Genomic DNA, 24276 nt, shown 5'->3' on the forward strand with positions numbered 1-24276 from the left:
CCCAGCAGCCGGGGCCACTCCGGGCCCCCCGCGCGGAATCCCGCGGCCACATGATCCGCCGCCGCTCGCTGACGCTCCTGATCATCGTGCTGCTCATCGGCGTGCCCGCCGGATACCTCCTCGTCTCCGCCTCCCAGAGCCGCGAGTCGGGGCGCGACAAAGAGAACAGGTACTCGGCGACGGGCCTGAGCGCGGGCTGGCCCTCGAAGGTGCAGCGGCGCATCTACGAGGTGGACATCCCGCCGAAGTCCTCCTTCGTCGCGTACTACGAGACGAACAACTGGAAGGCCAGCCGCCTCTACACCCAGTTCCGCACGACCGACAAGGGACTGACGAAGTTCCTCCACTCGCTCGGCAAGACCCGCGCCGACCTCAACGACGGGGTCACGATCAAGAAGCGCGACCGCGACATCACCCGCTGGAGCTTCGACCCCGCCGTGCACTGGACGGGCCTGCGCCACAAGCAGGACGACCCCCGCCCGAGCCAGGACGTCACGGTCGACCGCACCGACCCCCGGCACCCCATCGTCTACGTCGTCTCCGCGACCACGCCCTGACCGGCGTCGATCCCGCGCACGGCCCGGATTGTCGGTCCCGCCCCGTACAGTCGGACACGGCCTCGCAGACGGGGCCGCACACGCACCCGCCACCGGGGCGAGACCGCGGGACACGCGGGGGAAGGAGGAGCCGACATGCGCGGCAGCGGTACGTACCGGCGCCTCGCCCACCGCGACGCCGCCCCGGAGCCGACCCGGCCCTCGCCCCTCCGTGCGGGGCCGCGCGCCGTCTCCCGCCGTCCCGCCGCGCTCCCGGAGCCCCGTACGGTCGTGAGGCGCCCGCGATGACCACGCACGCCCCGCCCCGCCTCCACCACCTCGCCCCGGTCTTCCTGCCCGCCGAACTGCCCCGCGCGGGCGCCTTCGCCTGGTGGGACCCGGCCGGGGCCCCCGTCCCGGACGCGCGCGACACCCTCACCGTCGTCCGCTTGCGCGCCGACGGACGCCCGCGCCGCGTCGAGGTCCCGGCCCTGCGCCTCCCGCTCGCCGAAGCGCTCCCCGTGCTCCTCGCGGCGCCCGAGGCGGGCGCGCACCCGGCCGCCGCGTGCTGGGCGGGCGCGGCGCGGCTCGCGCTGCGGCTCGTGGCGCGCGGCAGACTGCGGCCCGCGCTCGCCCCCGGCGACCTCGACACGTGGCGCGCGGGGCCGCTCGACGCCGCCGAGACCGCCCAGGCCCGCGCGCTCGCCGCCGCCCTCCCCGCCGAGGGCTGCGCCGCGCCCCTGCCGGGAGCCGGGCCGCTGCGCCTGCCCGAGCCCGCGGCCCTGGTGCGGGCGCTGCTCGACGCGGTCGCCGACACCCTGCCCCGCACCCCCGCCGCCCCGTACGCGCACGGCGTCCCCTTCGCCGCGGCGAAGGCCACCGCGCTCCCTGGTGCCAGGGACTGGGCCGCCGAGGCGGCCGCGGCGCCCGGCGCGGGCGTGCGGGTCTCGCTGCGCCTGGACCTGTCCGCCCGTACCGTCTTCGACGCGGGCCCCGGCGGGTCGCACAGCCTCGGCTCGACCGTCCTCGTCCAGGTCCACAGCCTCGCCGACCCGACCCTCGTGACCGACGCGAACACCCTGTGGCAGGGCGACGCCGACCCCGCCTTCGGGCCCGCCGCGCAGGTCGAGGCCGCGCTCGCGCTGCGCCGCGCCGCGCACGTCTGGCCCCCGCTCGCGCGCCTCGCCGAGATGGACGTCCCCGGCGTCCTGGCCCTCGACGAGCGCGAGACCGAGGACCTCCTCGGCCGCGCCGCGACACGCCTCGACGCGGCGGGCGTCGCCGTGCACTGGCCGCGCGAGCTGACCCGCGACCTCACCGCCCAGGCCGTCGTGCACTCCGCGCCCGGCTCCGCCGCCAACGGCACCGGACTGCTCGACGGCGAGGGACTGCTCCGCTTCGAGTGGCGGCTCGCGCTCGGCGACGAGGAGCTGACCGACGCGGAGATGGACCGCATCGCGGAATCGCACCGCGCCGTCGTGCGCCTGCGCGACCAGTGGGTCCGCATCGATCCCGAGCTGGCCCGCCGCGCCCGCAAGCGCCAGCTCGGACTCCTCGACCCGCTCGACGCCCTGTCCCTCGCGCTCACAGGGACCGCCGAGATCGACGGCGAGACCGTCGACGCCGTCCCCACCGGCGCTCTCGCGGCCCTCCGCGACCGGCTCCTCGAAGGCGTCAGGCCCGCCCCCGAGCCGCCCGGACTGCGTGCCACGCTCCGCGACTACCAGAAGCAGGGCCTCGGCTGGCTCGGCCTCATGACCTCCCTCGGCCTCGGCGGCGTCCTCGCCGACGACATGGGCCTCGGCAAGACCGTCACCGTCATCGCCCTCCACCTCACCCGCGCCCAGGAGACCCCGAAGGCGGCGACCCTCGTCGTGTGCCCCGCCTCCCTCCTCGGCAACTGGGAGCGCGAGATCCACCGCTTCGCCCCCGGCACCCCCGTACGCCGCTTCCACGGCACGGGCCGCGACCCCGTGCCCCCGCCCGGCGGCTTCCTCCTCACGACGTACGGGACGCTCCGCTCCTCCGCCCCCCAGCTCGCCGGGCAGGACTTCGGCCTCGTCATCGCCGACGAGGCCCAGCAGGTCAAGAACCCGCACTCGGCGACCGCGCGCGCCCTGCGCACCGTCCCCGCCCGCGCCCGCGTCGCCGTCACCGGGACCCCCGTCGAGAACAACCTCTCCGAGCTGTGGGCCCTCCTCGACTGGACCACCCCCGGCCTCCTCGGCCCGCTCACCGCCTTCCGCGCCCGGCACGCCCGCGCCGTCGAGAACGGCGAGCACCTGGAGAACCCGGAGGCCGCCGAGCGCCTCGCCCGCCTCCTCAAGCCCTTCCTGCTGCGCCGCCGCAAGGCGGACCCCGGCATCCTCCCCGAGCTGCCCCCGAAGACCGTCACGGACCACCCCGTCGCCCTCGGCGCCGAGCAGGCCGGGCTCTACGAGGCCGTCGTCCGCGAGTCCCTCGCCGCGATCGAGGCCGCCGAGGGCATGAGCAGGCGCGGCCTCGTGCTGCGCCTGATCACCTCGCTCAAGCAGATCTGCAACCACCCGGCGCAGTACCTCAAGGAACACCCCGACACGGCCCGCCTGCCCGGCCGTTCGGGGAAACTCGACGCGCTCGACGAACTCCTCGGCACGATCCTCGCCGAGGACGGCTCCGTCCTCGTCTTCACGCAGTACGTGCGCATGGCGCGCCTCCTCACCGCGCACCTCGCCGCGCAGGCGGTCCCCGCCGGGCTCCTCCACGGCGGCACGCCCGTCGACGCGCGCGACCAGCTCGTGGACCGCTTCCAGAGCGGCGCCCTCCCCGTCCTCGTCCTCTCCCTCAAGGCCGCGGGGACGGGCCTCAACCTCACCCGCGCCGGGCACGTCGTGCACTACGACCGCTGGTGGAACCCGGCCGTCGAGGACCAGGCAACGGACCGCGCCCACCGCATCGGCCAGACCCGGCACGTGCAGGTCCACCGGCTCCTCACCGAGGGCACCGTCGAGGACCGCATCGCCGACCTCGTCGCAGGCAAGCAGGCCCTCGCCGACGCCGTGCTCGGCACCGGCGGCGACCCCGCCTTCACCGAACTCACCGACCGCGACCTCGCCTCGCTCGTCTCCCTGCGGAGGGACGCGTGAACGGGGACGAGGCGAACGAGGCGGAGGACTCGCTGCCGGCCGGGACGGCGGAGGAGCACGCCGCTGCCGAGTCCTCCGCCGCCTCGCTCGCCCGCGCCGCCATCCGGCAGGCACCGCGCCCCGCCCCGCAGGGACCGGCGGCCCGCGCCCGCGCCAGGCGCGCGGCAAGCGCGGCGGCGGCCAGGCGCAGGGAAGCGGCGGAGGAGGGCGACAGCCCGGCGGGCCGCGTGCGCGCGGGGCTGCGGCGGGCGGGAGAGCCGGACGGGTACGGGGAGGAGGCGGCCCCGGACCCCCTGCCGACCGCCGTCGACCGCCCCCGCCCGGCCGACGCCGCCCGCGCGGCCCTGCGCGACAGCAGGCGCGGGACCGCCGCGGCAGGCGAGGAGGCGCCCGAGCCCGGCAGCGAAACGCCCGCGCCCGGGGACGAGGCGCCCGCGTCGACGGCCACGACGCCTGGACGCAGGGCGGAGACCCCTGGGACCACGAGCGAGGCGCCCGCACCCACGGACGAGACGCCCGCGCCCGAGGGCGTGGTGCCCGCCGCCGGTCGAACCGTCACCGACGAGTCCGCGTCCGCCGCGCCGGTGCCTCCCCGGCCCCGCGCCGACGAGCCCGCCTCGGCCGCGCGTCCCGCAGACCTCGCCCGCGCCGCTCTCCGCTCGGCGCGCGCCCGTTCGCCGCAGCCCGCACCGGAGCCCCCGAAGCCCGCACCCGCGCCAGGAACGCCGAGTCCCCCGGCCGCCCCGGGGCCGACCCCGCTCCCGGCGTCGGCGGAAGCGGCGCCCAGGCCGCCGCGCTCCGCCGCCTCGGCCGCGGTCCCCGCCGGGGCCCGCCGCACGTACCGTCCGGGCGCGGCGACCGGTGCCGGTACGCCCGCGACGCCCTGGTCGGAGGGCTGGGAGCAGGCCGTGGCCGCGCTCGCCGCCGAACCGGGACGGTTCGCGCGAGCTCGGGAGTACCTGCGCCAGGGCAGGGTCGGCACCGTCACGCTCACCCCCGGCACGGCACTCGCCTACGTCCAGGGCGGCCGGGCCCGCCCGTACCGCGTGAGCCTGCGCGCGCACCACCTGCCCGAGCGGGCCTGGGAGCGCCTCACCGACGCCTGCGCCGCGCGCGCCGACCGGCTCGCGGTCCTCCTCGACGGCGGGCTGCCCGGCGCACTCGCCGGGTCCGAGGGTGCGGCGCTCCTCCCCGGGCCGGGGGAGCCCGTGCTCGACTGCGCCTGCCCCGATCCCGTACGGCCCTGCAAGCACGGACTCGCGCTCGCCCTGCGCCTCACCGGGCTGCTCGCCGACGAGCCGCAGGCCCTGCTCCTGCTGCGCGGACGCGACCCGGGGACCTTCACCGCCGAGCTGAGCCGCCGTCACGCGCGCCTCGCGGCCAAGGGCGACGCGGGCGCGACCGCGCTTCCCGGCGTGAAGGCGGCGGACCTGTACGGGCGCGAGCCCGGACCGCTCCCGCCGCCCCTCCCCGTGCCCCAGGCGACGGAGCCACCCCCGGCGTACCCGGCGGGCGCTTCCGCCCCCGACCCGCTCACCCTGGACCGCCTCGCGAGCGACGCGGGCACGCGCGCCCTCACGCTCCTGCGCACCGGCGTCGACCCGCTCGCGGGCTGCGGCGTGTGGGAGGACGCGGTACGGCTCGCCGCCGAACACCCCGGCACGGGTCTCACGGGCACCGGCCGCGCCCTGTACACGCGGCTCGCGCGCGCCGCCGGAGCCGAGCCGGGCGCGCTGCACCGGGCCGTCGCGGCCTGGCGGGGCGCGGGCGCGGCAGGGCTGCGCGCCCTGGAGGAACCGCCGTGGAACCCCCCGGCCGGGCCCTTCGACCGCGCCCGCTCCCTCCTCCTCGCGGCGGGCCACCCCCCGTACCGCCCGCACGGCAACAGGCTCACGAGCCCGGACGGCACACGTCAGCTCCGTATGGACCGCGAGGGCACGTGGTACGCGTACGAGTCCGACCCCGGCGCGGAGGACTGGTGGCCGCGCGGTACGGCGGCGAAGGACCCGGTGGTGGCCCTGGAGAGCGCGAGGCCCGGGGAGGACGAGGAGGAGGACGACTGGGCGGACCCGTACGCCTGACGGGCCGTCCGTTGGGGGCCGCTCCCGTCCGGCGCCCCAAGGGGCCTGGTGTCGTGGCGGTGCCGACCGTGCACGAGGTGGGGCGCAGGGCCTCGTGAGCGCCCGCCACCCCGCGAGGCGAGAGGTGCCGGGGCGTGTCCCCGGATGTCTGATTCTCGCCGGTCCGCGTTAAATGCCTGGACCGCGCACCTCGCGCGAGGCGAGACTGCCGCTTTCCGAACGACGGGGAGCGTGATGGGTACAACGGACACACCGGAGACGAAGCCGCCGGGCAGGAGCGCCGTCATGCTGGCGCTGCGTCACTACGGCCTGGAACTGCGACGGCAGCGCGCCCTCGCGCTGCCCGCGCTCCTGCTGCCCGCGGTCGGCAACATCGGCATCCGCTACCTCGGCCCGCTGCTGATCGCCAAGCTCGCGGGGCAGGCCGCCGACGAGGGCGGACTCGCCCTCGGCCGGGCGACGCCCTACATCATCGGCTTCGGCGTGACACTGCTGCTCGCCGAGGCGCTGTGGCGCATTGGGGTGCACTGCCTCAACCGGGTCGAGGCGCGCGGCATGGAACACCTCTACGTCCGGGGCATGGACGAACTCCTCGCCAAGGACCCGGCTTTCTTCCACGACAACTTCGCGGGCTCCCTGACCAAGCGCGTCCTCAGCTACGGCAAGCGCTTCGAGGACATGGTCGACACGCTGATGTTCAACGTCATCGGCAACGTCGTCCCGCTGCTCTTCGGCGCCGTGGTGCTGTGGCTCTACGAGCCCGTCCTCGTCATCGGCCTCGTGCTGGTGATCGCGCTCACGGCCGCGGCGGCGACGCCGCTGATCCGGCGCAGGCAACGCATCGTCAACGACCGCGAGGCGGCCCTCGCGCGCGTCTCCGGGCACGTCGCCGACAGCCTCACCAACATGGAGACCATCCGCGCCTTCGCCGCCGAGGACAGGGAGGCGGGGGAGCACCGGAAGCGGGTCGCCGAGTCCCGCCGCCTGACCCTCCGTTCGTGGGACTACGGCAACCTGCGCGTGGACACGCTCATCGCGCCCATGTCCGTGCTGACCAATGTCCTCGGCCTGGTGATGGCCATCGCCCTCGCCGGCGGGGACGCGGGCGTCGAGGAGATCTTCGTGGCCTTCACGTACTTCTCCAACGCCAGCGCGATCATGTTCGACTTCAACCAGATCTACCGGCGTCTCGAAAGCTCGGTGACCGAGGCCGCCCAGTTCACCGAGCTGCTTCTGGAACCGGCCACGGTCCTCGACCCGCCGGACCCCGAACCACTCGCCCCGCAGGACGCGTCCGTCCGCTTCGAAGCCGTGGACTTCGCCCACTCCGCCACGAGGCCGCTCTTCCGGGGCCTGGACCTGGACGTCCCCGCGGGTGCCCGGATCGGGCTCGTCGGCCGGTCGGGCGGCGGCAAGACCACGCTGACCCGGCTCCTGCTGCGAATGTCGGACATCGACGGCGGACGCATCCTCATCGGCGGGCAGGACATCAGCCGACTGCGCCAGCGCGACCTGCGGGCGCTCATCGCCTACGTCCCGCAGGAGCCCGCGATGTTCCACCGCAGCCTGCGCGACAACATCGCCTTCGCCCGCCCGGGCGCCACCGACGCGGAGGTCCGCGCGGCGGCGGAGGCCGCGCACGTCACGGAGTTCGCCGACCAGCTCCCCGAGGGCTTCGAGACGCTGGTGGGGGAGCGGGGTGTCAAGCTCTCGGGCGGTCAGCGCCAGCGCGTCGCTCTCGCGCGGGCCATCCTGCGCGACGCCCCCGTCCTGCTGCTCGACGAGGCGACGAGCGCGCTGGACTCCGAGAGCGAGATCCTCGTCCAGGACGCGCTGTGGCGGCTCATGGAAGGGCGTACGGCCCTGGTCGTCGCCCACCGCCTGAGCACCGTGGCGGACATGGACCGCCTCGTCGTCCTCGACCGGGGCAAGGTCGTCGAACAGGGCAGCCACGAGGAACTCCTCACCACGGGCGGCACCTACGCGAGGCTGTGGCAGCACCAGTCGGGCGGCTTCCTCGCCGAGAGCGAGGACAGCGGGGTCCGCGACACCGGGAGCCAGGGTGGCGAGAGCGTCGGGGCCGGGAGGGCCGGGGGCGAGGACTTCCCGCCCTCCGCACCGCCTGCCGTACCGCCCACCGCGCCGCGCGGCACGCTGCCGGGAGCGGCCGACCCGGCGCGCGTCCTCTGACGGCGGTGCGCGAGTGACGCCGGGTGTCCGGCTCGTAAGGGGGCCCCGCCCTCGTACGAGCCGGGACGCCGCCGGTGCCTCGCCGGTGCCGCCGGTGCCTCAGGGGTGCCCTCCCGGCTGCGCGCTCTGCCCAGTGCCCTCTTCCCGCGCCCCCAGGCCGCGCGCGCCCGGAGCCCCCCGGGCCGCGCCGCCCCGTCCGCCCGCGTGGTGCGCTTCCCGCCGGGCGGCCGAAACCTAGGGTGCTCTCATGCGACGCGTTCCCGCCTGGGCTCTGCTCGCCGCCGTGTGCGCCCCTGTTCTGCTGGTCGGCGCCTGGTCGGTCGCCGGGGTGCTCCAGGGCCCCGGCTACGACCCCGCCACCACGACCATCAGTGTGCTCGCCGCCCACGGCGCCCCGGGGTACTGGCTCATGACCGTCGCTCTGCTCGCCCTCGGCACCTGCTACATGGCGATCGCCGCCGGGCTGCGTCCGGCCGCGGGCGCCGGTCGCGCCGCGCTCGCGGGCGGGGGAGCGTCCGCGATGGGGCTCACGCTCGTGCCCGCGCCGCTCAAGGGCGGGGACCTCGGGCACGGCACCGTCGCCACGACCGGCTTCGTCCTGCTGGCCCTCTGGCCGGTCCTTGCGGCCGACCGCTCGGGTGTGCGAGTCCCCTGGGGCCTGCGCCCACGGGTCTGCGCGGGCGCGACCGCCGCGATGGCGGCGGGCGCCGTCCTCCTCCTCGGCTCCCTGCTCGGGGGCTGGGCTCCCGGCGTCACGGAACGCGCCCTGACCTTCGCCCAGGCCCTGTGGCCCCTCCTCGTCGTCCTGTCCTGCCGCTGGTCGGCATGGACCACCGCCGAGAGTCCGGGGTGAGAGGGCGAGCGGGCCCGCCGGAGCGGCGGGAGACCGCCTGCCGGCGGGAGGCCCGCGGGGACGCCGCCTCAGACCACCGAGCCCGTACGGCTCGCGGCGCCTGTCTCGATGTGACCGGCGAAACGCTGCGAGAAGGCGGTGTCACCCGCCACCGTCACTGTGAAGTCGTACCAGCCGTCCGCGTACACGACCTGCTGGAAGTAGTCCGAGACGCTCTTCCCCGGCGCCACCTCGTACGTCCACGCGCCACTGCGGTAGTGCGTCGAGGTGGCGGTGAAGGTGAGGGTGCGCCCCGGGTCGTCGTTGGCGAATGTGAACCACAGAGCGAGCTTCCCGTCGTACGTGCCGAAGCTGCTGCGTACGCGCGCGAACCGCCCCGCGCCCGACCCCGTATCCCCCCGGAAGCGGCGCAGGAAGCGGTTCGGGCCGGTCACCGACAGGTCGTAGCGCCCACCGCCGTACGCGGCACCGATGTTGAAGAAGTCGCTGGTGGCCGCGTCGGGGCCCACCGTGTACTGCCAGGGGCCGCCGCCCCGGTAGCCGTTGGCGTACGCGGCGAAGTGCGCGGCCGAGGTGGCCTGGGCGCCCTTGTTCTCCAGGTTCACCCATATCTTCTGCGTACCGGAGGGGCTGCCGCCCTCGTACCGGTCGAGGTAGGCGTTGACCTGGTAGGGCAGCGCGCACGCGGGCTTGTTGCCGCTCTCCTGCGCCGGCAGGGTGCCCGTGCCGGAGGGGGCGCTGGGCGCGCTCGTCACGGAGCACGCGTTCGTGTCCATGACCGGCTGACCCGCCGGAGTCACCCCGGGCAGCGCGGGGAGCGGCCCGAAGACGGGGTGGTCGAAGTCGAAGGCCGACGTGAGGTCGCCGCACACCGCGCGCCGCCAGGGGCTGATGTTCGGGCAGCCGACGCCGGTCCACTTCTCCAGGAAGCGCAGCACCGACGTGTGGTCGCATACCTGCGAGTTGACCCGCCCGCCGCGCGTCCACGGCGAGGCGATGATCATCGGCACGCGGAAGCCGAGCCCGACCGGTGCCCCACCGGAGTACTCCGTCGCGTCGCCGGTGTCGGCGGGCACGGGCGGCGGCACGTGGTCGAAGAAGCCGTCGTTCTCGTCGTACGTGAGGATGAAGACCGTCGAGTCCAGCGTCTCCTGGTCCGTCGCCAGCGCTTCGAGCACGCGCTTGGTGACGGTCGCGCCCTTGCCCGGACTCGCGTTCGGATGCTCGGAGTTGGCGTAGTCGGTCACGATCCACGAGACCTGCGGCAGCGTCCCGGCGCGCACGTCGGCACGGAGCGCGGCCACGAGCGCGTCCGCCACGTCCCCGCCGTCGTACGGGACCCCGGCCACCCCGCGCTGCCACAGACTCGCGTCACCCTTGCCGTCCTGCGCGGCGTCCTTCGTCAGGAACGGCTTGAAGTACTCCAGAGCGTTGTCACCGTAGTTGAGGGACGCGTCCCGGTCGTAGACCTGGTACACCTTCCAGCTCACCCCGGCGCCCTGGAGCGCCTCCGCGTACGTCTGCCAGTTCTGCTCCTTGCGCCGGAAGTCGCCGCCGTTGGTGTTGGCCTGGTTCGCGCCCGCGAGCCCGACACCGGTCGAACCCGACCACAGGTAGTTGCGGTTGGGGCCGGTACCGGTCAGCGAGGAACAGTGGTAGGCGTCGCAGATGGTGTACGCGTCGGCGAGCGCGTATGTGTACGGGAGGTCGGCGCGGGTGTGGTAGCCCATCGTCATCCCCGTCCCGCTCTTCGCCGCGTACCAGTTGTTCATCCGGCCGCCGCTCCAGGCGCTGTGCTGGTCGCTCCAGCTGTGCCCGCCGCCGTCCACCTTGCACTGCGCGCTCTGCCAGCCCCCGCCGCCGGCGCTGAGCTGCCACGGGAAGAGCGAACCGCTGCCGCGAGGCTGCTGGAAGACGGAGCGCCCCGAAGGACCCGAGGCGGAACCGGGCAGATCGATCGCGGTGTGGTCGCCGAAGCCCCGTACCCCCTTCAGCATCCCGAAGTAGTGGTCGAAGCTGCGGTTCTCCTGCATCAGGATCACGACGTGCCGCACCGGCGCCAGCCGCGGGTCGCGCGCGACCGCCACCGGCGCGGCGGCGCTCTCCGGCCCGGAGCCGCGCGCGACGCCACCGGTCATCGCGGAGGCCGCGACGGCCGTCGCCGAGACGAGGAACGTTCTGCGTGAGGGAGTGTGAGCCATCGGGTCGCTACCTGAGCCTCTCGGACGTGGGAACATCGAACATCGCCCTCCCCGGTGGCCACCCCACCAACAACACCCGAACGACCGCCGAACGTACCCTCCGGTCACCGAACGCGGAACCCCGCGTACCAGCCGACTCGGACGGCCCTTCGAGGCTCCCGGCCCGCCCCCGGCCCGTCGTCGCGGGTCGCCCCGAGCAAGTCGAGCCGGACCGAGACGGTGACACCTCCGGCCGATGCACGGGACTGCCGCCCTGACGACCGACAACGCCGGACAGCGCGTGCTCTGGGTTGCGCGCGCCCTGTATCCCCGGGGTGACCTTGCACGACCGAGCGTTGGTCTACCCGCGGAGGCCGAGCGCAACATGGGGACTCTCATCGGGCCGTCCGGCGCCGGGGAGTCGACGAGCGTACGCACCTGGCCGGCCCGGCAGGTCCGTCCTGTTCCCTGACGCGTCGCGCGAGGCGGTCAGGGACGACTTGTCGCTCAAGCGAGCGTGTTGAGGAGCCTCGGGCGGAACGGCCTGGCATCCCTGTCAGGGTGACGTCGTGCCCCTCGATGACAAAGCTCGGCCCCGCGACTCACCTCGGACTTCCGCACGAAGCGGGGTCGTCCGTCTTCCGCCTGGAGTCGGCCGCGTGATCGCGTAGCTTTGGCCCAGTCCTGACGCCGCGTACGCGCGGGCAGGGCTCACCCCGGAGGATCGTCTGCCGCCGAGCCCGCTCAGGTCCTCGTGAGCAGCTCTTCTCGCGCAGCCCCTCCGCATGCCGTCTGGGGCGGGAGACGGCTGCCGTGGCGCGGTCGTGGTGATCTCCCCTCCACGGTCGCGACCGCTGCCTCACAGCAACCGACGACCGTCACCACGCTCTGCTCCGACTTCGCAGACTCCTCTCAAATCGCCATACCAGGTCGCCTCGGCCGAAGTGGCCCGCGCGCCTCACCCTCCGACGGCGCGGGACACCGCACGACCGGTCTCAGTCCGGGTTCGTGGCGTTCCGGCGCAGGCCGTCGAACAGGAGCCCGGCGATCTGGCGGGCTTCGTCGATCCATCCGTCCGCCGCACGCAGGGCGCACACGCCTCCCAGGGCCCGCAGCAGGGTGACTCCGGAGATGTCGCCGCGCACCGTGCCCGCCGCGTGGCCGGCAGCGAGGAGGCGCGTGAGGGCGTCGGCCATGCGGGTGCGGGCGTCGTCGAAGACTGGTGAGTCGGTGGCCATGATGCTTTCCAGCGCAACGGACATGCCCTTTCCCACGGCCGCGTGGTCCACGAGCAGCAGCAGGAACGCGCGCAGTGCTTCGTGCGGGGCGTGCTGGTCGAGCAGGGTGTCGGCTGAAGCGCACAGGTCGTCGACCTCGGAGCGCCACACCTCTTCGATCAGTGCTTCGCGGGTCTCGAAATGTCGGTAGAGCGTGCCCACGGCCACACCCGCGCGGCGGGCGATGTCCTCCACGTGCGCGTCGGTGTCGCCGTCGAGGAAGGCCTGCCTGGCCACGGACAGCAGTGTCTCGCGGTTGCGACGGGCGTCGGCCCGCATCGGCCGTGCTGTCGGCAAGGGATACCTCCGTAAGGTGAGTCGGGCTCCGTTTAAGTGCTACGGTTTCCGGAGTCTGGTTCATCTTAAGAGGGAGTCTTCCATGCCGAACATCGACGAGGGTCTTCAGGGCTTGCGCGTGCTGGTCACAGGCGGTAGCCGGGGGCTGGGTGAGGCGACCGTACGGCGTTTCGTCGCCGCGGGGGCGACCGTGCTGTCCGCGTCCCGCAGCCAGCCCGAGGAGGGCAGCGGAGCTACGTTCATCGCCGCGGATCTGTCCTCGCTCGACGGGGTGGCCGAACTCGGCCGCCGTGTTGTCGACGCGGTCGGCGGAGTGGACGTGCTCGTGAACAACGCCGGCGCCGCGACCGCCCCGGCGCCGACCCTGAGCCGGTCGGACGCCTCCTGGATGGCGGACCTGGAGATGAACCTCCTCAGCGCCGTACGGCTGGACCGGGCCCTGGTCCCCGGGATGGTCGAGAGGGGCTCCGGCGTCGTCGTACACGTCTCCTCGATCGCCAGCCAATTGCCCCAGCGCTCCGAGGTGTCCTACGCCGCGGCCAAGGCCGCGCTCAACACCTACAGTCGCGAACTGGCCACCGAAGTCGGCCCGCAGGGGGTGCGCGTCGTCTGTGTCCTTCCCGGATTCGTCCTCACGGAGGGCTCCGCCGCCCACCTGCGACACATGGCCGACCAGCAAGGTGTGAGCGTGCGGCAGGCCACACAGCAGCTTGTGGACCACTTGAAGCCGCCCATGGGCCGCCCCGGCGCCCCCGAGGACGTTGCCGAACTGATCGCGTTCCTCGCCTCCGGCCGCGCCAAGTGGCTCACGGGATCGCAGTTCCGCGTCGACGGAGGCATCATCCCGACCGTCTGACCACCACCTGTACGACGAACAGGACCATCGCGATGCCCTTCACGCTGAGTTCAGTGATCATCGACGCCGCCGACATCGAGCCCGAGAGCGCCTTCTGGCACCAGTTGCTCGGCGGCACGATTCACCGTTCGCCGACCCACCATTTCGTCCAGGCCCCGGGGTTGCCCGTCCTCGTCGTTCAGTCAGCGCCCGGCCAGGCCGCCCCGGACTGGCCGGACGGCGGGTCCCAGCAGATACACCTGGACTTCGCCGTAGCAGACCTCGCGGACGCGGATCGCGCCGCCACCAGCGCCGGTGCCGTCCGCCTGCGGCCCACCACCGACGCCACCGACAAGACCGGCAGCCGCGTCTATGCCAGCCCGGCCGGACACCCGTTCTGCCTGCGCACCCTGTAGAGCGACATGTGTCTCCTCGCCGCGCCAACCTGCTGACGGTGGAGCAGCGCGTGACCGGGGCTTGCCCTCGATGTCACGTGCTGTGCGGAGCCCGAAGGGCCGGGAGCGGTGCGTGAGCGAGGTGGGCGACGAACGGCCACCGATCGCCTTGCCGGGGAGAACCAACCGCGGCAAGGCTCTGCCGGTAGTGCGCCCACCGGCCTTGCCCTTCGGAGCCGCGCGCGAACGGGGCGGGCCAGACTTCAAGGAACTGGTCCACACCGGCGAGCAACCCGAGGATGGTGAGGCGGCTTGCGGGGCGCCGGTGTCGCGCCGCGCCTGTCGCTCCAGCCTGTGTCCGCCGCGACGTTTGTTGATCCGAGGCTCTCTCCGGAGCGGCGGAGGCGGCCGGCCCCCCCCGGGTCAGTCCGGCTGTTTCTCCACGTGGTCGAGGACGCGCTGGGAGAGACGGCCGAGCGTCTTGAGCTGGTGGGGGGTCAGGGCGTCGATGAAGAGGCGGCGGACGTGCTCGACGTGCTGGGGTGCGGCCTCTTCGATCGCCTTGTGGCCGGCCGGGGTGGCGACGATGAACGCTCCGCGTCCGTCGTCGGGGCATTCCTCCTTGGCCACGAGCCCGCGTTTCGCCATTCGCGTGACCTGGTGGGACACGCGGCTCTTCTCCCACTCCACGCGTGCGACCAGGTCCGAGAAGCGCAGCCGTCCGTCGCTCGCTTCCGTGAGGCTGACGAGCACGATGTAGTCGGAGGCTGACATGCCGGAGTCGGCCTGGATGTGCCGGGACAGTCGTCCGATGAGTGTCTCCTGCATACGGATGAAGCTGTCCCAGGCGGCTTTCTGCTCCGAGTCGAGCCAGCGTGGTGGTGGTGCGTCCATGGGGTCAGTCTAGCGAAATGGTTGACAGTTCATCTACTCATGGTGGCGGTGGCGGTGGCGGGGCGTCCGTCAGTGGAGGGGTTTCTGTCGTGGCCGTGACGCGGCCGTGGCGCTTCGGCGGCCCCCGGTGCCGATGTGCGGGCCGGGGCGTGCCGATCCGGCGCTCGTCGGGCGGATGGGGAGCTTCGTGACGGGTTAAGTTGATGCGTCAACTCTGTGCGGCTAGGGTGAGGTCCGAGTGACGGGATTCCGCCGCGTCGAGCGGGATCGGACACCAGGCGGGATCAGGCTTCTCAGAGGAGGACACATGGCGGTCGAAGTGAGCGACGTGCCCGGGGCGAAGCGCTACGAGGCCCGTGTCGACGGAGAGTCCGAGGTGGCGGGCGTCGCGGAGTACATCCGCACCGCGGAACTCGTCGCGTTCGTGCACACCGAGGTGGGGCCGGAGTACGAGGGCAGGGGAGTGGGGTCCGCGCTGGCCCGCACCGCCCTCGACGAGGCACGCGCCTCGAAGCTGCGGGTACTGGCCACCTGCCCCTTCTTCGCGGGCTGGATCAGCCGGCACCCCGAGTACCAGGACCTGCTGTACCAGTCCCGCAGCAAGGTCAGCGACTGAATGCCGAGCACGGCAGTGAGGGAGGCGGGCATGAGCGACGAATCCGGGCGGAAGGCATACCGGACGGACTCGATCACGGTGACCTTCGAGGCCAGGCGCTGTCTGCACGCCGCCGAGTGCGTCCGTGGCCTGCCAGAGGTCTTCGACGTGGCGAAGCGACCGTGGATCCAGCCGGAGAAGGCTACGGCCGAGCGCCTGGCGGAGGTGGTGCGGCTCTGCCCCTCGGGTGCGCTCCAGTACGAACTGGTGGAGGGCGGGACGGAAGTCCCCGCGCGGCCCACCACGATCACCCGCGGCGCCACCGGGCAGTTGACCGTACGCGGTGAGCTGAGTGTGGAGACACCGGAAGGCGCGCGCGCCGAGACCAGGGCAGTCCTGTGCGGCTGCGGAGAGAGCCGCCTCCAGCCGTACTGCGACCATGCGGGGCCCTGCGGCCGATGACGGGGCGGGCGCCCCCGCTTCCCCCCAGGTGAGACACCTACGACGCTGGAGTTGAGCGGATGTCCCTCACGGTGCGGTTCTCCGAGTAGGGCACCCCCGATGTGCTGCGTGTCGTCGATGTTCCGCCGCTCGCGGCGGGCCCCGGGCGGGTGCGGCTCGCGGTCCGCTCCGCGAGCGTCAACCCGCTCGACTGGACAATCCTGAACGGCTCCATGCGCCAGGTGACGCCTGTCGGCTTCCCGGCCGGTCTCGGCTCCGACGTGGCGGACGTGGTCGACCAGGTCGGCGAGGACGTGACCTACTTCAGCGTCGGTGGGACGAGGTGCTGGCTGCCTCCCTCACCACCATCCGCCCGTCAACGAACGGTGAGCGTACGTGCGTACCGTCTCCGGGGGCATCCCGAAGTCCGTAGGCACGTGCGCGTTTGATGCGCCTTCCGCGCGGGCCGCAACGATCCGGGCCCGCTCCGCCACACGAGCTGGGACCTGCCACACGAGGCTGCCGTGCCCACGTGTGATGAACTGTGGCCCGGTTTCGGGACGTTGATCTCGTCTCGGACAGGGAAGCGGGAGGGGTCATGGGCCGTGGTGGGGGGTCGTGGCGGCGACTGGCGGCAGTGGTGCTCGTCATGGCGGTCGCGGCCGGGTGTACGGGGCAGGGCGAAGGCGCGGGCGGCGGAAACGACGAAGACCTGCTGCGGAACCAGGACTGGACGCAGATGCCTGGCACCACCGAGCGGAACGACATCCTGCGGGTCAGCGCATTGGACCGGCGCATCGTGGAGCAGGACTCCTCCGGCGGCCGGCCCAACCCCCCACTGAACCTGGCCGGCCCGCATCTGAGGTCCGATGGCGACTTCACCGTCACCGCGCGCATGTCCGGTGTGGGCGACGACGACGGCGACTCATGGCTGCGGCTGTACGGACGTGTACCGGTCATCTACGACGAGTGGCGGCAGGAGCGGCCGTCACTCCGCGTCGGCGTGACCGCTGAAGGGCACGTGAAGGCAGAGGTGTGGGACGGCGAGGGCGATGAGCCCGCCACCACCAAGGATTTCGACTGCGGCTGCTCCGGGACGGTGACGCTCGCCGTGTCGAGCATCGGTGACACCTTCCGCGTGAAAGCCGACGGGCGGCGGCTGGGAACCGTCCGGGACCCGGGGGTGTTCGCCGAGGGCACTGTCTGGTTCGGTCTGGAGGCGGACGCGGGCGAAGACGAGCGCCGCGAGGGATGGCGTCTGACGCGGCTGACCGCGCGGGCGGAGAGCGGTGACTCGCTCCGCGTGATCAAGGCGCCGCAGCTACGCCAGGAGCAGTCCGACGACTCGCTGCGTGCGCGGGCCGCACACGTGAGGCGGCCGTTCGACGTCGGCGCCGCCCTGGCCGAGAACCCGCTGCTCACCGACTCACGCTACCGGGCGCTCGCGGGAAGCCAGTTCTCCATGCTCACTCCGGAGAACGCGTTCAAGCCCCAGTTCCTGCACCCACGCCGGGGTGTCTACGACTTCCACGACGCGGATCTCCTCGTACGTTTCGCCCGCGCGAACGACATGAAGGTGCACGCGCACACCCTTGTCTGGCACGAGGCGCTGCCCGTCTGGATGCGGGAGGACGACGACCCCGAGGAGGTGCGCCGGACCATGCTCCGGCACATCGCGACGGTGGCCGGGCACTTCAAGGGAAGGGTCGCGGAATGGGATGTGGTCAACGAGCCCATGTCCGACGACGAGGACAGCTACACCAATGGGGATCTCGGTCTGCGCTCCGAGCAGAGCCCGTGGTTCGAGGCCATGGGCGAGGAGTACATCGACGAGGCGTTCAGGGCCGCCCACCGGGCCGATCCGAAGGCACGGCTGTTCCTCAACGAGTACGGGGTCGAGGAGGAAGGCGAGCGGTGGGACGCCCTTTACGCTCTGGTCGAACGGCTCAAGGAACGCGGCGTACCGATCGACGGCGTGGGTTTCCAGAACCATGAGTACGCACCCGGCGACCGCACCGACCCGGAGACCTTCCGCGGCCATGTGCGGGATCTGGCGGAACTCGGGATTCAGGCGCGAGTGTCGGAGATGGACGTCCCCATAGGTGAGGACGAGGAGGACGGGCGGCAGACACAGGCTGATGAGATGGCGGGCAAGCTGCGGGTCTGCTTGGAGGAGCCGAACTGCACCTCGTTCTCCACATGGGGGTTCACCGACCGGTACGGTTCCACCGCCGACACCAAGATCTATCCTCCGCGCACGGCCGATTCCCTGCCGTGGGACGCGGCCCTGCGGCCGAAGCCGGCGTACGAGCGCATGCTCGACGTCTTCGACGAGGAGTGAGGAAGCAAGGCGCGGACTCTCGGTTCGGTGTCGAGCGAGGACGAGACGGTGACTGCCTCCCAGCCATCGACCGGGCGCCCGCAAGCAGCGCGACACCGTCTTGCGGCGCGTCGACGAGCGTGAGCAGGACGTGGCCTGGTCATCCAGTACGACAAGAACGCCACCACCTACCGCGCCGGACATCCACGGCGCCGCCCTCTTCGTCTGGGCGGACAGATGCCCCGAAAGAAACGGCCTGGCCGGATCAGTTGTCCGGCATTGTGTACCAGCTCGCCCCGGACCGCGACGCCGCCGAAGTGCGCCGCCCCACGCCGCGCAGACGGACCGGCCCACCGGCCGGCTCGGCGCCCTCGACGAGGACGGCATCGGTGCCGCCCTGCGTGCCATGCACGCGGACGTGGCCCACTCCTGAAGCCTCAAGGAGCGCGCCGAGATCCGCCACATGTCGCGTTCCGCGTTCGCCCCGCCTTCAAGAGCCACGTCGGGGTCCACCCGTTGGAATACCTGATCCAATGGCGCATGAGCCTGGCGCGCGACGCCCTCACCCGCGACTCCCTGCCGATCTCCGAACTCGCACGGGCCACGGGCTACCAGTCCGAGAGCGCGTTCAGCACCGCGTTCGCGTCGTCGGCTCATCACCGGCACAGCTCCGGAACCAGGCACGGCAGCCGGTGCATTCAGCCGCTAATGGAAGGTGAAGAGACGCCACGCGGCCCCTCGAAGGGGCGGGGTGTCTGGGTGCGGTGGGAGTGGCCGAGTTCCGGGCCGAGTCCGAAGTAGTGGCGGAAGTTGTAAATGAGGGGGCTCCAGGCGGCGGGGTCGATGTGGTCGGTGCCCGGAACGACGATGCGAGAGTCGGCGTGCACCTTGCACACGACGGCCTCGACGATGACGAAGTCCCCGGAGGCATCCGGCCGCACCCGCTCGGCGCGGGCCTCCAGCTGGATCGGGCATCCGGCGACGCGGGGCGGCCGGACCAGGTGGGACGGCTCGCTGGTCAGGCCGGCCGCCGCGAACTTGTCCGGCTCGAAGCGGCAGCCCTCGGGCTTGCTGGAGGGCACTGGATTCCGGCCGGTCAGCGGGGCCAACCGTTCCACGGCCGACCACTGGGCGGGGGCCGGCAGGCTGATGACCAGGTCGGGCCGACTGCCGAGGTTGTTCGCGGTCTGCCCGTCACGGCCCAGTCCCAGCACAACCGTCCACCCGAGGGCCCAAGCGGAGGATATCGGGGCGACGTTGAACGAGCCGTCCTGATTCTCCGTCGACAGGAGGACCACCGGCGTCCCGAAGTACAGGATGCTCGGCTCGATCTCCACGTGCGTGGCGACTGTCGGTGCGGGCAGGGGGCTGGGAGGTGCCGTGTTCATGGTGAGCAGGCTAGGGTCCGGTTGTTTCGTCCGGGGCCGAAGTGTCGTGCGCGACGGACGACATGGACATGCGGAGTGCGCATGTCGCCGGTCCTGACCTGGCCACCGTGGCGGAGCTTCTGAGCGGCCGTATGCGCGTGGGTGTTTGCCTGGCCCGTCTCGACGATCGTGCGGGGACGGCCACGGAATGGGCACGTCATACGGTGGTGGCGCCCTCGATGGTGACTGAGCACTTGTCCGTGCTCGTCCGTGGAAACTTGCTGGCCGGGGAACGGCAGGGACGCCACCGCTATGCGTCCGGTCGTCGACAGGCGGCTGCCCCACGTTCGCACCCCCCCCGGCCCGCAGGCCCGGCCACGTGGTGGGGGAGGGGCCCGCCCCGGCCCGTGCTCCGCGCCTCGGCCCGTGCTCCTCGGCCGCGCCCACGCGGCTGCTCCGGCGGGTCGCCGCGGGGCCGTCTGTGGCGACGAGCCCCGCGGCGTTCCCCGGTGGGTCACAGCAAGCCGTGCGCCCGGAGATCGGCCACGTACTTGGTGATCAGCTCCGGTGGCAGGCTGGGAATGTCCTTCTCCTCGTCGAGGGCTGCGGCCCGTACCGCCGCGCGGAAGCGGTCCGCGGGCAGGGCGGAGCCGGGGAGCGGCCGTGCCGGTTCGGCGAAGGCGTGCAGCAGGGGGAGCAGCGAGTGCTGCCGCTGGCGGTCGGGGAGGCCCCGCAGGGCGGTCTCGAAGCGGTCGAGCCACTCGGCGTAGTCCTGGACGCGGGACAAGGGGTGTCCGGCCGCCGTCAGCCAGTCGACGAAGGTGTCGAGGGAGATGGAGTCCTCGTTCGGGTTGACCACGTTGTAGGTCCGGTGGCCCTCTCGCGCTTGGTCTCCGAGCGCGGTGACGGCCCGCGCGGTGAAGTCCACGGGGAGCGCGTCGTAGTGCCCGCCGCCGGAGCCCCCGGCGTAGAAGCTGCCGGGTGCGATACCCGTCGCCAGCAGGCTCAGCAGGAGGCGGGTGAAGACGTCCGGGACGTTGAGCTGGCCCCGGTAGTCGGGGTGGGCGAGGATCAGGTTCGAGCGGAAGACGGCTACCGGCAGGCCGAACGCCTCGTGCGCCTCGCGCAGCAGCACCTCACCGGCCCATTTGCTGGCCGCGTAGCCGTCGGCGTAGTCACCGTCGAGGTCGCGTGTCGCGCAGGCGGTGCGGATGTCCGCCGACTCCTCTGCCGTCGCGTCGTTCCCGAAGACCACGGCGACCGTCGACAGGTAGGTGAACTGCTTGACGCGGGAGGTGACCGCGAGCCTGATCAGCTCGGCGGTTCCCAGCACGTTGGGGCCGAAGAGCTGCTCGTAGGGGAGGACGTGGTTGACCAGCGCGGCCGGGTGGACGATCAGGTCCACGGTGCGGGCGAGCCGCTGCCACGTCTCCTCGTCCAGCCCGAGGCGCGGTTCCCCCATGTCGCCTGCGAGCACCTGGAGATGCCGGGCCGCGGCCTTGCGGTAGCGCTCCACGAGCGCCGGATCGCCGCTGTCGAAGGCCGCGTCGAGCCGTGCCCGCGCCGCCTCGGCGGAGGAACCGCGGACCACGCACACCAGCGTGCCGTCCCGCTCCGCCAGGCGCTCCAGCCATTCGAGGCACAGGAAACGGCCCAGGTAGCCGTTGGCGCCGGTCAGCAGCACCGTCCGGGCCTCGGGCAGCGGACCTGTCGGCCTCTCGGCCTGCCCGGCGGTCCGCGTGCCGAGGAAGGCGTCCAGTTTCAGGTGGGCCGCGTGCAGTCGCGTCGCGCCGGGGCCGTGGACGGCGGCGGCGGTGGGGCGGCGGTGCTCCGAGGCGAGCGCCCGCTCGATGTGACCGGCCACGTGCCCGAGCGTGTTGACCGGGTTGATGACCACGTCGACGGGGATGTCGACGTGGAAGATCTCCTTGAGCAACTGGGAGAACGACAATGCCGTGAGACTGTCGCCGCCGAGTTCGAGGAACCGGGTGCCGGGCTCCACGGCACCGTCCTGCTGTCCGAGGAGCGCCCGCGCGGCACGGAGAACGGTCTCCGTCACCGGCCGGTCGGCGTCGGACTGGCGCAGTGCCCGCAGTTCGTCGGCCTCACGTTCGGACAACGCGGTGTACAGCGCTTCGAGGCGGTCGCCGTATCGCTGCGTGAGGGCCTTCCGCAGCGGCTTGCGCACCCCGGAGAGCAAGCCGTTCTCCTGCGTGAACGGCTCGGTCTCGACGAGGAGGTCCCGCGGCACCTCGTAGGAGTTCAGCCCCGCCTCGGTGGCGATCTCCCGCAGGGAATTCCGAAGGATCGACCTGAGGCGTTCGGTGTCCCCGCCGGCGCGGTCCAGGGCGTCCCGCGTCGGCACGACGACAGCGAGCAGGTAGGCGCGGGCGCTGTTGCCGTACAGGAAGATCTGCCGGACGGCCGGGCTGTCGCCGAAGAGCGCCTCCAGGCGGGAGACGGTGACGAACTCGCCCTGCGACAGCTTGAGGACGTGGGATCGGCGGTCGATGTGACGCAGCCGGTCGGGGCCGACGCGGGCCATGATGTCGCCCGTGCGGTAGAAGCCGTCCTCGTCGAAGACCTCGTAGGTGGCGTCCGGGCGCCGGAAGTACCCGGGCACGAGCCTCTCGGACCTGATCAGCAACTCGCCCCTGGGGTGTGGCGAGTCGGTGGCGAAGTACCCCAGTTCGGGGACGTCGGCCAGCTTGTGGCCGGTCACCGGCGGGCAGAGCAGCCGGCCGTCGAGGGTGATGATGCCGCCTTCCGTCGAGCCGTAGCCGTCGAGCAGCCTGACCTGGAAACAGTCCTGGATGAACGCGGCCGTCTCGGCGCTGGGCGGGGCCGAGCCGCTGAGGGCCCACAGGAGGCGACCGCCCATGACGTTCTCCCGCAACTCCTCCTTGACCCGCTCCGCCGGCTCGGCCGCGTCGCCGCCCGTCCCGGTCCGGCGGGTCAGCTCCGCCCGGTAGTGGTGGAAGAGCATGTCGGAGATGCGGGGGACCATGACGAGCTCGGTGGGGCGGACCAGGGAGAGGTCCTCAAGGAGCGTCGACAGGTCCCTGGAGGCCGCGAAGCAGGCGAGGCCGCCCCTGGCGAGCGTGCCGAACAGCACGCCCCGGCCCATCACATGGCTCTGCGGCAGGTAGTTCAGGACGATCGAGGGCCGGACTCCCTGGCCGGGTACGAAGTCGATCCAGAACTGCCGGACCAGGCGTTCGGTGTACATGGCGCCCTTGGGGCTGCCGGTGGTGCCGGAGGTGTAGATCAGCGCGCTGAGCGTATCGGGCGCCGACCCCTCGGGCACCCGGGGCAGCGGCGGCAGCGCCGCGCCCCGCTCGACGACCGACGCCAGCGTGTCCAGCGTCGCGCCACGGCCCTGGGCCGCGAGCCGGGCGCGCGCCGAGTCCAGCGCCTCCTGATGGGCGGTGGCCTCGGGGTGGTGGCCGAGGACGATGATCCTGCCCAGCGAGGCAGCGTTCGCCGCGACCTCGACCGCGACCTCCAGGTGGTCCACGTCCACCGCGAGCAGGCCCGGTGCGCTCTGCTCGACGATGGGGGCCAGATAGTCCGCCGAGGCACCCGCCTGAAGGGGGACGGACACCGCGCCGGAGCGGACACAGGCCAGGTCCACCACGGTGTACTCGGCGCTCGGGCGGCCCAGGACGGCGACGAAGCCGCCCTCTTCCACGGCGTGTTCGGGGTGGTGCCGCCACTCGGAGGCCACGGCGTCCACGCGTTTCCGGAGTTCGCCGTAGGTGAGAGTGTCGAACCGCTCCAGGAGACGCAGCGCGGTGCGGCCCGTCTCCGGGTCGGTGACCGGCTCCGTGGCGCGCTCGCCCAGGGCGGGGCGGTCCGCATACCCCTCCAGAACCGTGGCCATCAGGGCTGCGAGCGGCAGTCCCGGTCGTCGTAACTCCTTGGTGACGTCGTCCAGCGGCGCGGTGTCACGGAACTGCGCGTCGGTCGCGTACAAGTGGGCGCCGCGCCGGTCGGACAGTGCGTCGAGCTCGTCGGTGCGGAGGGAGCTGTGGGCCATGGGTGGTCTCCTTGGCGTCCGGGGGAGTGGTTCGGTTCCGGGAGCTGCCGTTCGGGAAGGGGTGTCGCGTGGCGCGGCTGATGGCTGGGCAGAGGGCGTCGAAGCCCGCCGCGGGTGTCACCGTTCCTCCGCCGCTCCCGGCGCGTCGGGGTCGTGGTCGCGGGTGAGCCGGACGATCGCGGCCGCCGCGTCGCGGGCGTTGTCCGCGTCCCGGGCCTCGATGGCGTCGACGAGCCGCCGGTGCAGCCTGGCGTGCTCCTCCGCCTGGACGGCGTTCCAGGACAGGCCGCCCAGGGACGAGGTGAGTGCCGTGCCGAGGTAGTCGTACACCTCGACCAGCAGGTCGTTCCCGCTCGCGCGGACCACGGCACGGTGGAACAGCGCGTCCACACTCGTGGCCGCGGACGCGTCGGCACCGGCGCAGGCCGCGTCGGCGTCCGCCAGCAGCTCCCGCATCCGCCGCAGCTCCTCCTCGCTGCGGCGCAGGGCCGCGGCCCCGGAGGCGTACTCCTCCAGGACGGTCCGCAGTTCCAGCACGTTGTCCCGCTGCGCGGCGCTCGCCCGCCGCACCATGACCGACTGGAGCTCACTGGAGGAGCGGACGTAGGTGCCGTCCCCGGCGCGGGGCTCCAGCAGCCCCAGATGCACCAGTGCGCCGATCGCCTCCCGCAGCGTGCTGCGCCCGACCCCCAGCTCCTCGATGAGGACTTGCTCCGGAGGGATCCGCGTCCCCACCGGCCAGCCCCCTGCCTCGATGTGCGAGCGGAGGCTGTCCACGAGCTGCGCGGACAGGCTGGCCGTTCGTCGCGGTGCGCTGATGCGTTTCATGACAGCAGCATAGACAAACGTCA

General features: G+C 72.9%; 18 protein-coding genes. 12 read left to right on the forward strand and 6 right to left on the reverse strand.

Going from position 1 to position 24276, the window contains the following annotated elements; all coding sequences use genetic code 11:
* Window positions 1-50 precede the first annotated feature (50 nt).
* The 5 genes from IF99_RS0103935 to IF99_RS0103960 all read left to right on the forward strand — a co-directional run bounded on the left by IF99_RS0103935 (window position 51) and on the right by IF99_RS0103960 (window position 8785).
* Window positions 51-557 carry a hypothetical protein gene (locus IF99_RS0103935; RefSeq protein ID WP_030994897.1) on the forward strand — a complete coding sequence of 169 codons (507 nt, stop codon included), beginning with the start codon at window positions 51-53 and terminating at the stop codon, window positions 555-557.
* A 284-nt stretch (window positions 558-841) separates the two neighbouring features.
* The gene (locus IF99_RS0103945; protein WP_030994898.1) at window positions 842-3661 is read left to right on the forward strand and encodes a DEAD/DEAH box helicase; all 2820 of its coding nucleotides are present in this window, start codon (window positions 842-844) and stop codon (window positions 3659-3661) included.
* The gene (locus tag IF99_RS0103950; RefSeq protein WP_051703355.1) at window positions 3658-5742 is read left to right on the forward strand and encodes a hypothetical protein; all 2085 of its coding nucleotides are present in this window, start codon (window positions 3658-3660) and stop codon (window positions 5740-5742) included. Before IF99_RS0103945 ends, IF99_RS0103950 begins: the two co-directional genes overlap by 4 nt.
* Before the next feature lie 234 nt (window positions 5743-5976).
* Window positions 5977-7932 (forward strand): ABC transporter ATP-binding protein, encoded by a 1956-nt coding sequence (locus IF99_RS0103955; protein WP_030994900.1) that lies wholly within the window; start codon window positions 5977-5979, stop codon window positions 7930-7932.
* 247 nt (window positions 7933-8179) lie between these two features.
* Complete coding sequence (locus IF99_RS0103960; protein ID WP_030994901.1) at window positions 8180-8785, forward strand: DUF998 domain-containing protein; 606 nt, start codon at window positions 8180-8182, stop codon at window positions 8783-8785.
* A gap of 68 nt (window positions 8786-8853) precedes the next feature.
* Here the strand turns inward: IF99_RS0103960 and IF99_RS0103965 are convergent, their stop codons facing one another.
* Together IF99_RS0103965 and IF99_RS0103970 are read right to left on the reverse strand one after the other, a co-directional pair.
* Window positions 8854-10986 (reverse strand): phosphocholine-specific phospholipase C, encoded by a 2133-nt coding sequence (locus tag IF99_RS0103965; protein WP_030994902.1) that lies wholly within the window; start codon window positions 10984-10986, stop codon window positions 8854-8856.
* 974 nt (window positions 10987-11960) lie between these two features.
* Window positions 11961-12521, reverse strand: coding sequence for a TetR/AcrR family transcriptional regulator (locus IF99_RS0103970; protein ID WP_420705640.1), 561 nt, complete (start codon window positions 12519-12521; stop codon window positions 11961-11963).
* A gap of 100 nt (window positions 12522-12621) precedes the next feature.
* On the opposite strand from IF99_RS0103970, the gene IF99_RS0103975 reads away from it, so the two are divergent.
* Both IF99_RS0103975 and IF99_RS0103980 read left to right on the forward strand, forming a co-directional pair.
* A complete protein-coding gene (locus IF99_RS0103975; protein WP_030994904.1) occupies window positions 12622-13395 on the forward strand; it encodes an oxidoreductase in 774 nt (257 codons plus the stop codon).
* 32 nt (window positions 13396-13427) lie between these two features.
* On the forward strand, window positions 13428-13790 hold the full coding sequence (locus IF99_RS0103980; RefSeq protein ID WP_030994905.1) for a VOC family protein: 363 nt from the start codon (window positions 13428-13430) through the stop codon (window positions 13788-13790).
* A gap of 402 nt (window positions 13791-14192) precedes the next feature.
* Here the strand turns inward: IF99_RS0103980 and IF99_RS0103985 are convergent, their stop codons facing one another.
* Window positions 14193-14663: a MarR family winged helix-turn-helix transcriptional regulator gene (locus tag IF99_RS0103985; RefSeq protein ID WP_030994906.1), complete on the reverse strand. Its 471-nt coding sequence runs from the start codon at window positions 14661-14663 to the stop codon at window positions 14193-14195.
* A 307-nt stretch (window positions 14664-14970) separates the two neighbouring features.
* On the opposite strand from IF99_RS0103985, the gene IF99_RS0103990 reads away from it, so the two are divergent.
* From IF99_RS0103990 to IF99_RS34650, 5 genes are all read left to right on the forward strand, one after another.
* Window positions 14971-15279, forward strand: a complete 309-nt coding sequence (locus IF99_RS0103990) for a GNAT family N-acetyltransferase (RefSeq protein ID WP_030994907.1) — start codon at window positions 14971-14973, stop codon at window positions 15277-15279.
* Window positions 15280-15309: 30 nt separating this feature from the next.
* Window positions 15310-15720 carry a (4Fe-4S)-binding protein gene (locus tag IF99_RS0103995; RefSeq protein WP_030994908.1) on the forward strand — a complete coding sequence of 137 codons (411 nt, stop codon included), beginning with the start codon at window positions 15310-15312 and terminating at the stop codon, window positions 15718-15720.
* Window positions 15721-15869: 149 nt separating this feature from the next.
* Window positions 15870-16148: an alcohol dehydrogenase catalytic domain-containing protein gene (locus tag IF99_RS35685; RefSeq protein ID WP_356231758.1), complete on the forward strand. Its 279-nt coding sequence runs from the start codon at window positions 15870-15872 to the stop codon at window positions 16146-16148.
* 149 nt (window positions 16149-16297) lie between these two features.
* Window positions 16298-18040 (forward strand): endo-1,4-beta-xylanase, encoded by a 1743-nt coding sequence (locus IF99_RS0104000; protein WP_030994909.1) that lies wholly within the window; start codon window positions 16298-16300, stop codon window positions 18038-18040.
* A gap of 519 nt (window positions 18041-18559) precedes the next feature.
* On the forward strand, window positions 18560-18820 hold the full coding sequence (locus IF99_RS34650; protein WP_234340582.1) for a hypothetical protein: 261 nt from the start codon (window positions 18560-18562) through the stop codon (window positions 18818-18820).
* On the opposite strand, the gene IF99_RS0104010 is transcribed toward IF99_RS34650, so the two are convergent.
* From IF99_RS0104010 to IF99_RS0104020, 3 genes are all read right to left on the reverse strand, one after another.
* Complete coding sequence (locus IF99_RS0104010; protein ID WP_030994911.1) at window positions 18718-19407, reverse strand: flavin reductase family protein; 690 nt, start codon at window positions 19405-19407, stop codon at window positions 18718-18720. The genes IF99_RS34650 and IF99_RS0104010 overlap by 103 nt on opposite strands.
* 493 nt (window positions 19408-19900) lie before the next feature.
* Complete coding sequence (gene car / locus IF99_RS0104015) at window positions 19901-23425, reverse strand: carboxylic acid reductase (protein ID WP_078654980.1); 3525 nt, start codon at window positions 23423-23425, stop codon at window positions 19901-19903.
* 117 nt (window positions 23426-23542) lie between these two features.
* On the reverse strand, window positions 23543-24253 hold the full coding sequence (locus IF99_RS0104020; RefSeq protein ID WP_030994913.1) for a FadR/GntR family transcriptional regulator: 711 nt from the start codon (window positions 24251-24253) through the stop codon (window positions 23543-23545).
* Window positions 24254-24276: the final 23 nt, after the last annotated feature.

It is taken from the genome of Streptomyces sp. NRRL F-5630, assembly GCF_000719475.1.
Lineage (GTDB): Bacteria > Actinomycetota > Actinomycetes > Streptomycetales > Streptomycetaceae > Streptomyces.